Below are 14,691 nucleotides of genomic sequence, written 5' to 3'. Positions count from 1 at the left end.
CGCTGATGCTGGTTCAGAGGCTGGGCTGTGGATGACCGAGGACCTGTGGATGGTTCGACGGCACACCAGTTTTCTCGAGTTCACACACATTCTCCACCCCGAATTCGTGTGTGATGCCGAGAAAGGGTGTGTGGCATCGGGGATGTGCAGAAACGACTGCGCCCCCACCTCGAAGGGTGGGGGCGCAGTCGGATCGAACTACTTCTTGCGGCCGGGGGCCTTGGCGCCGGCCTTGAAGCCCAGCGCGCCGGGCTTGGCCTGCGGCGGAGGCGGCGTCGACGCCTCCTGCTTGGGCGCCGGAGCCTCGGCCGGTGCGGCCTCGGCCTGCGGCTCGGCAGGCTGTTCGGGCTCCGAGACGGGCTCGGCAGCAGGGGCAGCCGGGGCAGCCGGGGCCGGTGCAGCGGCAGCGGGAGCGGCCTTGCGGGCGCCCGGTGCCTTCGCGCCGGACTTGAAGCCCAGTCCACCGGCCTTCGCCTGCGGCACAGGCTTGGCCTCGGCAGCCGGTGCCGCCGGAGCCTCGGCGGCCGGAGCGGCCGGAGCCTCGGCGGCCGGAGCCTCAGGCTCGGCAGCCGGAGCGGCAGGCGCGGCGGCCTTGGCGCCGGGAGCCTTCGCCCCGCCCTTCATTTGCAGGCCCTTGCCGCCGGGTGCCTTGGCCCCGCCCTTCATGGCGAGTCCGCCGGGCTTGGCGGCAGGTGCCGCGGGTGCGGCCGGAGCCTCGGCAGCAGGTGCCTCCGCAGCCGGAGCAGCCGGTGCCGGTGCGGCAGCCTTCGCGCCGGGAGCCTTGGCGGCGCCCTTCATCTGCAGGCCCTTGCCGCCGGGTGCCTTGGCCCCGCCCTTCATGCCCAGTCCGCCGGGCTTGGCGACCGGTGCGGCCGGTGCCTCGGCAGCGGGAGCAGCCTCGGCGGCCTGTGCGGCGGCCTCGGCCTTGGCACCGGGAGCCTTGGCGGCGCCCTTCATCTGCAGGCCCTTGCCACCCGGAGCCTTCGCGCCGGGAGCCTTGGCCAGACCCTTCATCTGCAGGCCCTTGCCGGCGGGGGCAGCCTGGGCGGACGGGGTGGCCGCGGCCTCCTCGACCTCCTGTACCCGCTCGGCTTCCTTGACCTCGGCTACAGCCTCGGCGGCGACCGGTGCCGCGGCGACCGGAGCCTTCTCCCGCGGCTCGACCTTGAGGTTCGCGGTCAGCTGCGCGGAATCGAGACGCGTGACGGTCTCGAGCATCATCTGCGCGACGTCGACGACCTCGACGCCCTCGCCCTGGCCCTGCTCCTGACGGGCGGTGACGCCGTCGGTGAGCATGACGCGGCAGAACGGGCAGCCCGTCGCGATCTTCTTCGGCGACGTGGTCAGGGCCTCGTCGACGCGATCGATGTTGATGCGCTTGCCGAGCTGCTCTTCCATCCACATGCGGGCGCCACCGGCACCACAGCACATGGACCGCTCGCCGTGACGCGGCATCTCCTTGAGCTTGGCGCCCGACGCCTCCATCAGCTCACGCGGCGCGTCGTACACCTTGTTGTGACGGCCCAGGTAGCACGGGTCGTGGTAGGTGACGTCCTCGTCGAGCTTGGCGACCGGGACCAGCTTCTTGGCCCGGACCAGGCGGTTGAGCAGCTGCGTGTGGTGGACGACCTCGTAGACGCCGCCGACCTGCGGGTATTCGTTGCCGAGCGCGTTGAAGCAGTGCGCACACGTGACGACGATCTTGCGCTTGTTGTCCGGGGTGCCGTCGAACACCGTGTTCAGCAGTTCGATGTTCTGCATCGCGAGCTGCTGGAACAGGAACTCGTTGCCCGCGCGGCGAGCCGAGTCGCCGGTGCAGGTCTCGTCGGCGCCGAGGACCATGAACTTCACGCCCGCGGTCGCGAGGAGTTCGGCGACGGCCTTGGTGGTCTTCTTCGCGCGGTCCTCGTAGGCGCCGGCGCAGCCGACCCAGAACAGGTACTCGTAGTCCTCGAAGGAATCCGCGTCCTGGCCGTAGACCGGGATCTCGAAGTCCATCTCGTTGATCCAGTTGAGGCGGTCCTTGGAGTTCTGGCCCCAGGGGTTGCCCTTGTTCTCGAGGTTCTTGAACAGACCCGCGAGCTCGGACGGGAACTCCGACTCGATCAACACCTGGTAGCGGCGCATGTCGATGATGTGGTCGACGTGCTCGATGTCGACCGGGCACTGCTCGACGCACGCGCCACACGTGGTGCACGACCACAGGGTCTCGGGGTCGATGATCCCGCCGAGTTCACCCTCGACCGATTCGCCGACGAGCGGACGCTCGGCCTCGGCGCGGGCGGCCTCCGGGATGGCTGCGAGCTTGTTCTCGAGGGCGTTGCCCTCGGCGTCGACCAGGCCGACCTCGTCGCCGCCCATATCCTTGCGGCCGCCGGCCAGCAGGTACGGGGCCTTGGCGTAGCCGTGGTCGCGCAGCGACATGATGAGCAGCTTCGGCGACAGCGGCTTGCCGGTGTTCCAGGCGGGGCACTGCGACTGGCAGCGGCCACACTCGGTACACGTCGTGAAGTCCAGCCAGCCCTTCCACGAGAAATCCTCGATCCGGCCGGCACCGAGCGTGTCGGTGTCGGGGTCGACGTTCTCCATGTCCAGGGCGCGGCCCTTCGACATCATCGGCTTGGCGGCACCGAGGGCGACGCCGCCGTCGTCCTCACGCTTGAAGTAGATGTTCGGGAAGGCCGAGAAGCGGTGCCACGCGACACCCCACGTGATGTTGCGGCCGACCACGTACAGCCAGATCATGCCGGACATCAGCTTGACGAACGCGAAGCACGAGACCATGACGGCGCTCGACGGCAGCAGCTCGGCGACGCGCATCGTGAAGAAGTCGGTCCACGGGTTGGAGTGACCGGTCATCGCGATGCGGCCGGCCTTCACCATGATCATGCCCAGACCCTCGACGAGCACGACGACCTCGACGAAGTACGCGGCGCCGAAGCGGGAGCCGCCGAAGCGGGACAGCCGCTCGGGGATGCGCGGGTGGTTGAGCTGGCGGATCACGATCAGCGTCAGGATGCCGACCACGGTGCCGATGCCCAGGAGCTCGTCCCACAGGTGCCAGACCCACGTGTTACCGAACAGCGGCCAGTGGAACTCCGGGTTGAACGTCTGGCCGTAGGCCTCGAACCACAGGAGGAAACCGCCCAGGAAGCCGATCATGACGAGCCAGTGCGCCCAGCCCACGGTGCGGAACTTCTGCATCCGGGTGTGCGCGATGAACTCGACGATCATCTGCTTGAAGCGCGGGAAGAACGGGCGCCAGCGGTCGGGCGCGGACTGCCCGATCTGCACGGTCTTCGCCATCCGCCAGGCCCCGCTGAGGAACGAGGCCCAACAGACAAGGCTCAGCAGTACGCCGACGGTGCCCAACGTAATCGTCAGGGCATTCATGTCGAAGCCTTTCGTTTCGGGGCAGCACACGTGCCGCCTGTGGGTCAGCCCACAGATCCTAACCGCTCACAAGTTACCCGCCGGTAACTTATCGCTTCTACTAATCGGTAACATAGCGCGTAGCGCGGTTTCCTGCATCTTTACCCCCGATTGTGGTGTCCGGTGGGTGTGGTGGTGCTGTTGACGCAGGTGTCGCCAGGCGGGCTGAACCTCGCGATCCGGGATCTATTCAGTTAACGGTATGTGGTGCCGCTGTGACTGGTGTCGCGTAGGTAGTCCTAACTCGTCCGGGCGGGGTGAAATCTCGCGCACATTCGGACGTTTGTTCATCGAATGGAGCGGATTCATTCACTGATCGAATTGCGTATTCCTGAGTTATGCTTCGCCCGGAATTGGGTGTTCTTCCGCCTCGTTCGCGCAGGTGGGGAGGCATCGACGCTTCCGTGATCGGGAGATCGAAATCGGTCGGGGGGCCACTGTCGGTAGCCACAGAATGGAATGACCGTCCTATGAAGCTGAAGAAATTTGCCGCGACGTCGGCACTCGTGATTGCCGCGATGGGGGTTGGGGCCGGCACGTCGTACGCGGATCCGACTCCGGCACCGAACCAGATCGGTTACCAGGCCCACGTCGACGGGCGCAGCGTCGTGACCGTGCTCGACGCCGGGGGATTCCACGTCACCTCGGACGGCAAGTTCGTCGAGATCCGCAACGACGGCGGTCAGGTGCTCCAGAAGCTGCCGCTGACCTACCGGATCGGGGACCGCGAGTTCTCGATCGCTCCCGTCATCGAGGGCCGTCAGCTGACGCTCACCCCGGAGACCGATCCGGCGAAGGCGACCATGACCGACATCGCCGGCCCGACTCTGCCGCCGCTGCCGATCGACCTCTCGATGCTCGACAAGCTGGCCGAGGGCGTCGACTCCGCGGTCACCGTCGGTTCGTTGATCGGCACGATCGTCGGTGCACTGATCGGATGTGTTGCGTCCGGTTCTGCCGCTCCTGCAACATGCATGGCGGGCATCACCACCGGCGCTGGTATCGGAGGCGTCATCGGCACCATCGTCGCCGCCGGACCCGTACTCGCCTACAACGGCTTCCAGGTGTATCAGACGATGAACGCCCCGGCCCCCGCCGCGGGCTGATCGAGTAGACAGAGCAGAACAAGAAGAAGGGGTTCGCTTCCCGGAGGAAGCGAACCCCTTCTTACTTGTATGGAGTTACGACGTGCGGACCTTCAGCCCCGGATTGGCACCCAGGATCGAATTGATCGGCGTCGCCGACAGCACCGGCCCGGCGCCGCCCGTGGCCTGCTGGACCGCGGTGGCGTCACACGTGCCGACGCCGGCGAGGTTCGAGGCGCTCGAGATGCCGAGGGCCTCGGTGCCGGTGATGATCGGGCCACCGCTGTCGCCGCGCAGGGCGCAGATGTTCATCTTGAAGCCGTTGTCGATGACACGATCGCGGACCTTGATGGATCGGCCGACCTCGGTCACGGTGCCGCAGTTGAAGCCCGTGGTGTTGCCGGCCTTGCACGCGGGCATGCCGACGACCGGGTTCGCGGTGCCGGTGATGCGCAACGCCTCCGCGTTGGGAACCCGGACGAGGTTGTTCGCCAGCAATGGCGCCGACGCGGCATTCGGCCGGATGATCGAGAAGTCCAGGCCCTGGAGGACGGTCTTCTCGAAGGTGCCGACGGTCGGACCTGTCAGATTGCCCACCATGGAGTTGGCGACGGAGGCGGACTGGCTTCCCGCCGACGCCGGGTTGGGGTCGCAGTGTCCGGCGCTGATGTTGACGGGCGCCCCGGCAGCATCGACGGCGTTGAAACCGAGCGAGCACTGCAGGCCGTCGCCGCCACTGCGGGCTTCGTAGGCGTCGCCGCCGAGGAGTTCGTCGGTGCTGAAGTATGCAGCCTGGACACCGGTCGGTGCGGGTTCGAGAGAGCCGAGCGCCGGGCCGAGGACCACACGCGCCGCTTCGCGGAGGGCGGGGGGCAGCAGATCGAGCAGGGGCTCGGCAGCATCCTCGGTGCGGACGACGACCGTGTTGGCGGCGATGTCGACGGAGACGCCGTGGACGAGGTTCGCGATCTCCGGCGGCAGCGTCGCGATCCAGTCGGTGAGCGCGGTGTGGTCGGCGTCGAGTCGCTGCGCGCTGCGTGCGACGTCCTGCGGCGTGAAGCCGGCCTGCGTCACTGCGTCACGGAGAGCGGTGCTGTTGGTCCCCGTCACGCCGACGACGGGGATGCCCGCCGCGTCGAGCCAGGTGCCACCGAACGCGTCGGGGAATTCGACGCCGGCCATCGCCGCGAACTCGGCGAGCCTCTGCGCGGCCTCCGACCGTTCGAGGTACTGGCCGGGGGTCAGCTGCAGATCCCGCTGCAACGCGTCGATCAGTTCGATCGGCAGGTGCGCTGCCTGATCGGACACGCCGGAGGTGTCGGGCCCGGGAACTGCCTGGGCGACGGCAGGAGTGACGAGAAGAAGTGCTGCGGAACCGAACACCGCGGCACGACGTGCGAGCGAGCTTCGCATGTGGGCCTTTCTATCGTCTGCCCTGCGGCCCTGGACCCCGAGGCACGCAGAGAGGAACACCCGGCAGATGCGGGTGTTCCGAGTCGCGTACGACTATATGGTCCGTGGACCGAAGTGCCCACCCGATTCGCCCGATTACTGTGGGCAATTCGCCAATGTCCGTCAGCGATCGGCTGTTCCGGTACGCACCGTCAGTCCGGCACCGAGTCCGCCACCGGACGTCGCGTTCGCAGACTCGAGGATGCTCTGGATCGGAATGCCGAGATTGGTGGCCCCGCCGTCGAACGCGTAGACGAGGTTGGCGTCGCCGCAGGACGGCGCGTCGGTGCTGTTGGATCCGCTGGTGATACCGAGCGCCAGCGTGCCGGTGACGATCGCCCCGCCGCTGTCACCGCCGAGGGTGCACGCGGTGCCGGAGAAGCCGCGGACCACCCGGATGTCGTTGGGGGCGACCGCCAGCAGTGCCTCGACCCGCTCGGCCGTCACGACACCGCACGTGAACGACGACGTCTGCCCGGACTTGCAGATCGGTGCTCCCACGACCGGGACGGCCGTGCCGGTGATGGTGAGGGCGCTGCCGGCGGCGCCGCGGACCACCGGGCGGTCCAGTCCGACACGGACACCGGTGTCGTTGAGGCGGATCAGCGAGTAGTCGAGGCCGTCGACGTCGCCGACCTCGGAGCGCGCGAAGCGGCCGATCTCGAGGCTCGCGGGGACGTTGGCGCGATCGGGCAGGAACACGCTCGCGCTACGGCCCGGCGCGGGGTCGCAGTGGCCCGCACTGATGTTGACGGCGTTTCCGCCTCGGTCGACGGCGTTGAAGCCGAACGAGCACACGCTGATGCCGCCCTCTGGAGTGTCGGCCAGCGGCTGCGGGGACGTGATGTACGTGTCGCCGCCCAGCGGTCCGCGCGCGACCGGCACCGGGCCGAACGACTGCACCTGCACCTTGACGTTGGCGAGCAGCGTGGGCAGGTCGAGCGCGCGGCCGACGGGGCTGTTGGCGACGTCGACGACGATCTGGTTGTTGAGGACGTCGACCGTCGCGCGGCCGATCTGGGACGAGATCTCGCGCGGCAGGTCGGTGACCCAGTGGTTGAAGTCGGCGAGCGACTTCTCCAGGCCTTCCGAGGACACGGCCGCCATCTGGGTCCGGTAGCCGTCGCGCGCCGCGGTCAGAGCGGCTTCGGTGGTGGTCACCGAGACGACGGGGTGTCCGTCGAGGCCCATCCAGGCACCGGCGAACTCGTCCGGCCGTTCGGCGCGGAAGTCGTCGGCGTACGAGACGAGTTCCTGCGCTCGGGCGGCGCGGTCCAGGTACTCCTGGGGGCTGATCTTCAGATCCCGGGTGATGGCCTCGACCAGCTCGGCGGGCAGTTGGTCCGCCGACAGCTGAGAGACATCGGACCCGGAGGAAGTGGCCGGTTCGGCCTGCGCGGACGCGGTGAACGGTACGAGGACGAGGAGCGCAGACGATCCGACGACGGCGACGCGGCGGGCGAACGAATGCACAGCGGCGCGCGGCGCCAGCGGGATACGCATTGAATTCCTTCGGGTCTTCGGGATCAGCTGTCAACAATAGGGCACGTTGCGGCCGACCCGCCGGGGAACAAAGTCCCGAAGTTCAGGATGCGGACGTTTCCGGGCTGCCGTGGCCGAGCGCCCGCAGCATCGACAGCAGTTCCGACCGCGAGTTGGCGCCGAGGCGTCGCCGGATCCGCGCGACGTGATGCTCGACGGTCTTGGGCGCGATGTAGAGGCGGGCGCCGATCTCGCGGTGAGTGAGGCCCAGGACGAGCAGTTCGGCGACGTCGGCCTCCCGCTCGGTGAGAGTGCCCACCGCCGGATCGGTGGCGGCGATCTCGCCGCCGGACTGCGCTGCCGCGGCGCCGCGCAGCGAACGCGCCACCTGGAGCAGCGTCGTCGCGCCGCGGGTGTCGGATACGCGCAGGGCCGCTTCGCCTGCGAGTCGTGCTCCGTCCCAGGGAAGTCCGATGCGGTCGAGGGTGCGCGCTGCGGCCTCCACCTCGGCCGCATCCGCCTCCTCGCGCAGCACGCGCAGCCACACCCGGCCCGCCGCGGCGAGCCCGGCGGCGTACGAGCTGACCTCGGCCGACGCGGCCAGTGCCCGCGCGTGCGGGAGCAACGCAGCCGGATTCTCGCCGAGGATCGCGGCCTGCACCCCGTACCAGTGCAGCGCGGCACCCCACAGCGCGGGTTCGCCGAGCCGGACGAGCAGCTCCTGTGCCTGCTCGACGAGATGCAGGATGCGTTGCTCGTCGCCCAGACGGACCGCGGCCAGCCACAGTTCGCCCAGCGGCAGGAGACCGAAGAGGTCGGCCGAGTATCCGGCGACGACCGGCTGTGCCTGCATCCATTCGCGCTGCAGCGCACCGACATCGCCCTGACGTCGGGCGAGACCGATTCGCAGGCCGTGCAGGAAGAACGATTCCCGGGCGGGGAGTGCCCGGTCGGTGGGCAGGGCGTCGAGGATCGCGGCTGCACCGGCGAGGTCGCCGCCGATCATCGCGGTCCACGCCGACAGGACCAGGTGGCGGGATCGGGTGACGCCGGCGGCGGGATCGAGTTCGAGGGCCTGCCGCAGCACTACCTCGGCGTGGGCGAGTTCGCCCGAATGCAGGCACAGCAGTGCCGTCACGGCGGGTGCGGTATCCGGAAGGATGCGGCTGCGCGCGCTGTTCGACAGCATCGTCATCGCGCGGGTGAGCGAATTCATCGCCATGGCACCGGATCCGGCGATCGACTGGGCCAGGCCGTCGGCGAGCAGCGCGGTGCCGGCCGCAGTGGATGTGGGCGGGCCCTGGTGTCCGCGCGCCAGCATCGCCGCGGCGGGCTCGGGGCGTCCGGCAGCGAGCAGTACGGTTGCGGCGATCGTCGCGTCGACGCCGGCGCGGTCCGGCCCCAGCCACTCGTACAGGTCGGCGCTGTGCCCCAGCTCGCCGCGTTGGGCGGCAATACTGGCCGAGACTCGCACGGCCGCAGTGAGTTCCGAGCGGTCGAGGTCGTCGGCCCGGGTGAGCAGGGCATCGGCCAGCGCGTGCGCTGTGTCCAGGTTGCCGCTGAGGGCACCGGCCTCGCAGCGGCGCAGGGCGAGGGCGTCGGCGTCCGCGCCGGCCAGGATCGCGGAGTCGTAGATCGCGTAGGCCTCCGACGGATCGGCCGAATGGGCTCGGGTGCAGAGGAAGTCGGCAAGGCGGGGATCGTCCAATCCGGATTCTGCGAGCGTACAGGCGGTTTGCACGTCGAGCGTGCCGGCGTCGAGACGCGTCGCGAGCAGCCGGGTCTGCAGGTCGCGCAGCCGCGTCACGCCGACAGCGGATGCCAGCAGCGGGCGGGCGAGGGGCAGGACGGTATCCGATCGCGTCACCACGGAACTCGCGCGGACCCGGTCGGCCAGCGCCTGGCCCTGCGTGGGTGACACTTCCAGGGCCGGGGCCAGGTCGCCGCCGTCGGTGCCCCGTCCGTGCAGGTACAGCGACAGCGCGGCGACGAGATCGCCGTCGAGGTGTTGCAGCACGTCCTGCAGGTGCGAGGTCACCGCCGCGAGGACGGCCGCTTCGCCGTGCCGAACCGCGGTCAGTCCCGCGTCGACGTGGGCGAGTGCGCCCCCGGTCCAGTCGTGCAGCGACCGGGCGAGCGCGGGCGTGAGTTCGAGGCCCCGGGCGCGGGCCCGGTCGGCGATGTCGGCGGGAGTGAGAGCGCCGAGATCGAACACCGAACCCAGTGTCTGCATCGTGGTGCCGAGGGCGCACAGCGCCGGGTCGTGCGGCCTTGGCTCGGTGGCGACGACGATGCAGCGGTCGCCGTTCTGGACGAGGCGATGCAGCGTGGTCACGTCGTCGGTGGACAGGGTGTGCGCGCCGTCGACGACGAGCATCGTGTCGCCGGTCTCGGCGGCGGCGACCGTGGTGACGACGTCGAGGCCCTGCGCGATCATGCGTTCACGAATGGCACTGAGCACCAGTGACTTACCGCTCCCGGAGCGGCCGCGAACCAGGACGATTCCTGTCGATTCCGAACCGACGGTGTCGAGAAGGTCCTGCGCCCCCCGGATCCCGGCGAGGACGTCGGTGCCGGGTGGGCTGGTGGTGGGTCCGGTCGGCATCGGCTACTTACCGATCAGCAGGCCGGTCACCGGATCCACGACGGCCCCGACGACTCCGCCGACGCCGTTCAGGACCGCTCCGACGCCCTTGCCGAGTCCCTCCGCGGCATTGCCGAACCCGGTACCGATCTGGGCCGGGGAGGGGCCCTGGACCGGAGCGGGCGCGGTGCCCCCACCGGCTGCCGGGGGAGGGGTGTACACGGGCTGGGTGGGAGTGTTCGGTGCCGGGTTGTCCGCGGTGGGTGCCGTCGCCGAGACGTCTCCGGGTGCGGGAGCCGGGTCCGCGGCACTCTGCGGCAGTGCCCGTCCGGTCGGGTCGACGCCCGAGGCGGCGGAACCGCCGCGCGCGGCGACCGTCGCGGGGCTCATGGTGGTGCCGCCTCCGGTGCTGCCGACGACGGTCACGGTCCCGTGCGGCGAACTCTCTCCGGTGGGGGCTGCGCCGGTCCCGGCCACGGCGTTCTCGGCGAGCGGCACCGACGATGCCGGTGGAGTGGACTGCGCGGGAGCGGGATTGGCGGCGGTGCCGATCGACAGGCCACCCGCGGCGAGCACGCCGATCGCGGCCGCCGACGACGCGATGATCGCGATCCGGCGCCGGACGTTCGAGCCGCTGCGGGTCGAGTGCAGGCGGGACGGAAACACCGGGTTCAGCGGTTCGGAGGGGCCGCCGTCGCGCGTGCCGGCCGCGGGTGCCGCGGAGGCCGGGAGGCTGGTGGCGGTGACGCGGGTGCCGGCGTCGGCCGCGAGCAGTGCGGCGCCGAGGGCCGCCGTGTGCGCCGGGTTCGGTGCGGCAACCACCGTCAGTCCCAGTTCGGACGAGACGAGTTCGGCGACGAGCGGGATGGCGCCGCCGCCCCCGGCGAGCAGTACGTGGTGCACGTCGCCGGTCTCGACGTCGGCGGCCCGCAGCGCCTCGCGGATCAGGTCCAGAGACGTGGTCAGCGGCGCCCGGACGAGGTCCTCGAGTTCGGATCGGACGAGTCGTACGTCCGTCTCGAGGTCGGGCAGCGTGACCGGGATGACGGTCTCGGTGTCGGTGGACAGGGCCTCCTTGGCTGCGGAACAGTTGCGCCGCAACGCCGTCAGACCCTCGACGACCGCAGGATCGAACGGGTCGAATCCGGCTGCCTTGCCGGTGAGGTCGTCGAGCACGTGTCGGGTGACCAGGTGATCGAACTGTGCGCCGGTCACGTCCTCCGACCGGAGCGTCCGCCCGAGCAGTCCCGCCTCGGCGCCGGTGCGCATCACCGAGACGTCGAGCGATGCGGCGCCCAGGTCGTACACGACGACGACCCCGTCGTCCTGCGGGCCGCGGGTGGACTCGAGCCAGCGCAGGCAGGCAGTGGCCTCGGACGCCAGGATCACCGGCGGCAGGCCGATGCGCTCGAGTGCCGCCTCGAGTGCTCGAACCGTGTGGCCGTTCCACGATGTCGGATGGGTGACGACGATCGGCGTCCGCTCGTCGGGGGCCGAGCCGTCGTCCGCGCGGATCTCGTCGGCGAGGCACGTCACGGCCGCCGCGAACAGGTCCTCTCCGGGATGGGCTCGACCGTCGGGACCGAGAAGTCCGACCGGATCCCCGACCCGTTCGACGAAGCCGGTGAGGCCCGGTCGACTCGTCCCCGAGGAGCCGAGCGTCGCGGTGCCGTCGGGGGACAGCTGGACGATCGTCGTCCGGGACGCGATCACCGAGGCGGTACCGTCTTCCCCCGACCCCCCAGACTCGCCCGACCCTCCGACACGAGTGACCGCGGCGTCCGAATTGGCCGTTCCGACAGCAATTCCGAGCCCTGCGATCATGTCGTTCTCCGATGCTTTCGGGGCGGGGTGCGGCACCGCCGGTGGTAAGCCGATTGTCGGCGGCGCGGCACCGAGCGTTACGGGAATCGCCTGCGGCCGCCGCAGGTTGGGGGCTCTCCCCCTATCTGCCGACGATCCCCTATACGGGGTCGACGGGGTCCCCCTCGCGGCACTCGGGGGGATCTGCCCCGTTACCCGCCGGCCGCCGAATTCGTAGCGTGGAAGGCAATCTCGCCGCGGTTCCCCGTCGGTCCTCACGGAATCTGTGGCAGCCTGCTTTTCTACTGTCAGGAGCTTTCCCATGGCCAGCAACGCGGTTCTCGACTTCATCCTCCGGCTCCTTCGCGACGAGGAGGCCGCCGCTGCGTACTGCGCGAATCCGCAGGCGTCGCTCACGGCGGCGGGTCTCGGCGACCTGTGCCACGCGGACATCGCGGCCGTCGCGCCGATGGTGGCCGAGTCAGGACTGTTCGGAAACGCGGCCGGCGACCTCGGCGCGATCCTCGCGGCGGGTACCACCGCGGCCGGCACCCTCGGTGCGGCTACCGGCGGCGGCCTCGGTCTCGGCGGCGGGCTCGGCGGCAGCGCCGGTCTCGGTCTCGGTGCCGGAGCGGGTCTCGGCCTGGGGGCCGCGGCCGGTGGTGGCTTCTCCGGCGACTTCGACTTCGGCGGCGACATCGCCGCCGCGCTCGGTGCGGCGCTCGCGGCCGGCGGCTCGATCGGCGCGCAGTTGGGTGCCGCGCTGGGCGGTGCCTTCGAGGCCGCCCTCGGTCTCGGCGGCGGCCTGGATCTGGGCAGCCTGACGGACGTCGGCGGCTCGATCGACCTCGGTGGCGCGCTGGCCACGGCCCTGGGCGGTGTGCTCGACGTGAACGGGTCGCTCGTGACCGATCTCGGTACCGCGCTGAACGCTGCGTTCGCGGGCGTGGGCAGCCTGGATCTGGATGGACTCCTGTCGGTCGACGGCGGGTTGAGCGCCGCACTCGAGAGCGCATTCGGGATCGGAGGTGCGCTGGGTGGGGAGCTCGGCGCCGCCCTCGGTGCGCTCCTGGATGCGGCAGTTGAGGCCGGCGCTGAGCTCGGTGGGGGGCTCGGCGCCGGTTTCGACGCCGCACTCGACAGCGCATTGGCGCTCGGCGGCAGCCTCGGTGGTGCACTCGGCGGCGACCTGGCGGGCCAGCTGGGTGCGTCGCTGAGCGGCCTGCTCGAATCGGCCCTGTCGATCGGTGGATCGATCGGCGGGGACCTCGGTGCCGCGCTGGGCGGCGCCCTCGAACTGGGCGGCATGGTAAATGTCGCCGACCTCGTGAACATCGACGGCGCACTGGACCTCGGCGCCTCGCTCGGCGGTCTGCTGGGCGGCTCGCTCGGCGTGGACGGCGCCCTCACCGCGGAACTCTCCGCCGCGCTGGGCGCGGCCCTCGACGGTCTGGGCAGCCTGGACCTGACCGGCCTGCTCGCGACCGGCGGCGGTCTGACGGCCGCGCTCGAGAGCGCGTTCGGCATCGGCGGCGACCTGGGCGCGCAGCTGGGTGCGGCCTTCGGCGGCGTCCTCGACGGCGCGGTCGAGGCCGCCGGTGGTCTCGGTGGCTCGCTGGAAACCGCTCTCGGCGGCGCCCTCGGCATCGGCGGTGACCTGTCGGCGGCACTGAACGGTGCGCTCGAGTCGGCGCTGTCGGTGGGCGGCAGCCTGGGGACCGAGCTGGCCGGCAACATCGGCGGCGACCTCACAGCGGCGCTCAGCGGCGCGCTCGAATCCGTGCTCGCCGCAGGCGGTTCGGTCGGTGCGGACCTCGGCGCCGCGCTGGGCGGTGCGCTCGAGGGCGGGATCGGCGGAAGCCTCGACCTCGACGGCCTGCTCGGTGCGGGCGGGGATCTGGGCGCCGCGATCAGTGCCGCGCTGGGCGGTGCCCTCGACGTCGACGGTGCGCTCACAACGACGCTCGGCACCGCGCTGAACAGCGCACTCGCGCTCGGCGGCAGCCTCGAAGTGGGTGCCGGCGCCGACCTCGGCGGACTGCTCGAGGGCGCGTTCGGAGTCGGCGGTTCCGCGGGTGCCGACCTCGGTGCGGCCCTGGGTGGAGTGCTCGGCGGTGGCCTCGAGTCCGGCGGCTCGCTGGACCTGGGCAGCGTGCTCGCCGGGGATGGCGGGTTCGGCGCCGAACTGGGCGGTGCGTTGAGCGGACTGCTCGGCGGCGGCGGCTCCCTGGGCGGCGACCTGGGCGCGGCGCTCGACGCGGCGATCGGTGCCGGCGGCGGGCTGGGCTCGACCGGAGACCTGGGTGGCCAGTTGGGCGGCGGCGTCGACCTCGGCGGGAACCTCGCGGGCGACATCTCCGGCGCGCTCGACTCGGCGCTGGGTGGTGGCCTGGGTGCCGGACTCGGCGCCGGTCTGGGTTCGACCGCCGGTGCGGATCTGGGCGCGAGTCTCGCCGGTGCCCTCGACGGCGCGGTGGACGCCGCGACGACGGCGCTCGGAAACGCCCAGATCGGTGGCGACTTCGGTTCCAGCGCGGGCTTCGACGCGGGCTTCGACGCCGGGGCCGCGGGGACCGGCATCTCGGGCACGGGCGACATCGCGGCCGACCTGACCGGTGAGGTGAACTCCGCGCTGCAGGGCGCGCTCGACGCTGCCGGAAACGCGTGGTCCTCGATCGACGTCGACGCGTTCGGTTCGGGCCATTCGGATGCCGGCCTGTTCGCGAACGGCCTCGGTGACCTGGGCGGACACATCGATCCGGTCGTGGTCGATCCCGCTGCGCTGCTGGATCAGGGACACGATCTGCTGCCGTGACGGCCGGACACGGTCTGTAACGAACGGGGTCCCGTACG

At 70.7% G+C, this 14,691-nt stretch carries 7 protein-coding genes; 2 read left to right on the top strand and 5 right to left on the bottom strand.

All coding sequences use genetic code 11. The annotated features are described in order from the left end of the window. Positions 1-198 precede the first annotated feature (198 nt). Entirely contained in the window at positions 199-3,393 is a 3,195-nt protein-coding gene (locus tag LCL87_RS04875) for a (Fe-S)-binding protein (RefSeq protein ID WP_225017262.1), read from the bottom strand. 509 nt (positions 3,394-3,902) lie between these two features. Between LCL87_RS04875 and LCL87_RS04870 the strand changes: the two genes are divergently transcribed. Then, positions 3,903-4,538 (top strand): DUF8020 domain-containing protein, encoded by a 636-nt coding sequence (locus LCL87_RS04870; protein WP_225017260.1) that lies wholly within the window; start codon positions 3,903-3,905, stop codon positions 4,536-4,538. A 75-nt stretch (positions 4,539-4,613) separates the two neighbouring features. On the opposite strand, the gene LCL87_RS04865 is transcribed toward LCL87_RS04870, so the two are convergent. From LCL87_RS04865 to LCL87_RS04850, 4 genes are all read right to left on the bottom strand, one after another. Further along, positions 4,614-5,930, bottom strand: coding sequence for a S1 family peptidase (locus tag LCL87_RS04865; RefSeq protein WP_225017258.1), 1,317 nt, complete (start codon positions 5,928-5,930; stop codon positions 4,614-4,616). Between the two features lie 162 nt (positions 5,931-6,092). Beyond that, positions 6,093-7,472, bottom strand: coding sequence for a S1 family peptidase (locus tag LCL87_RS04860; RefSeq protein ID WP_225017256.1), 1,380 nt, complete (start codon positions 7,470-7,472; stop codon positions 6,093-6,095). Positions 7,473-7,554: 82 nt separating this feature from the next. Beyond that, on the bottom strand, positions 7,555-10,056 hold the full coding sequence (locus LCL87_RS04855; protein ID WP_225017249.1) for a LuxR C-terminal-related transcriptional regulator: 2,502 nt from the start codon (positions 10,054-10,056) through the stop codon (positions 7,555-7,557). Positions 10,057-10,059: 3 nt separating this feature from the next. Next, a complete protein-coding gene (locus LCL87_RS04850) occupies positions 10,060-11,748 on the bottom strand; it encodes an Hsp70 family protein (protein WP_225017348.1) in 1,689 nt (562 codons plus the stop codon). Positions 11,749-12,160: 412 nt separating this feature from the next. Between LCL87_RS04850 and LCL87_RS25740 the strand changes: the two genes are divergently transcribed. Further along, positions 12,161-14,653, top strand: coding sequence for an IniB N-terminal domain-containing protein (locus LCL87_RS25740; protein ID WP_510850693.1), 2,493 nt, complete (start codon positions 12,161-12,163; stop codon positions 14,651-14,653). Positions 14,654-14,691 lie beyond the last annotated feature (38 nt).

This window comes from Prescottella equi (genome assembly GCF_020171745.1).
GTDB lineage: Bacteria > Actinomycetota > Actinomycetes > Mycobacteriales > Mycobacteriaceae > Prescottella > Prescottella equi_A.
This window is presented reverse-complemented; position numbering and strand designations above follow the sequence as displayed.

What these genes read in the sequence shown, in the direction of transcription:
- LCL87_RS04875 (WP_225017262.1), bottom strand. Translation starts at nt 3,393, where the DNA reads ATGAATGCCCTGACGATTACGTTGGGCACCGTCGGCGTACTGCTGAGC.
- LCL87_RS04870 (WP_225017260.1), top strand. Translation starts at nt 3,903, where the DNA reads ATGAAGCTGAAGAAATTTGCCGCGACGTCGGCACTCGTGATTGCCGCG.
- LCL87_RS04865 (WP_225017258.1), bottom strand. Translation starts at nt 5,930, where the DNA reads ATGCGAAGCTCGCTCGCACGTCGTGCCGCGGTGTTCGGTTCCGCAGCA.
- LCL87_RS04860 (WP_225017256.1), bottom strand. Translation starts at nt 7,472, where the DNA reads ATGCGTATCCCGCTGGCGCCGCGCGCCGCTGTGCATTCGTTCGCCCGC.
- LCL87_RS04855 (WP_225017249.1), bottom strand. Translation starts at nt 10,056, where the DNA reads ATGCCGACCGGACCCACCACCAGCCCACCCGGCACCGACGTCCTCGCC.
- LCL87_RS25740 (WP_510850693.1), top strand. Translation starts at nt 12,161, where the DNA reads ATGGCCAGCAACGCGGTTCTCGACTTCATCCTCCGGCTCCTTCGCGAC.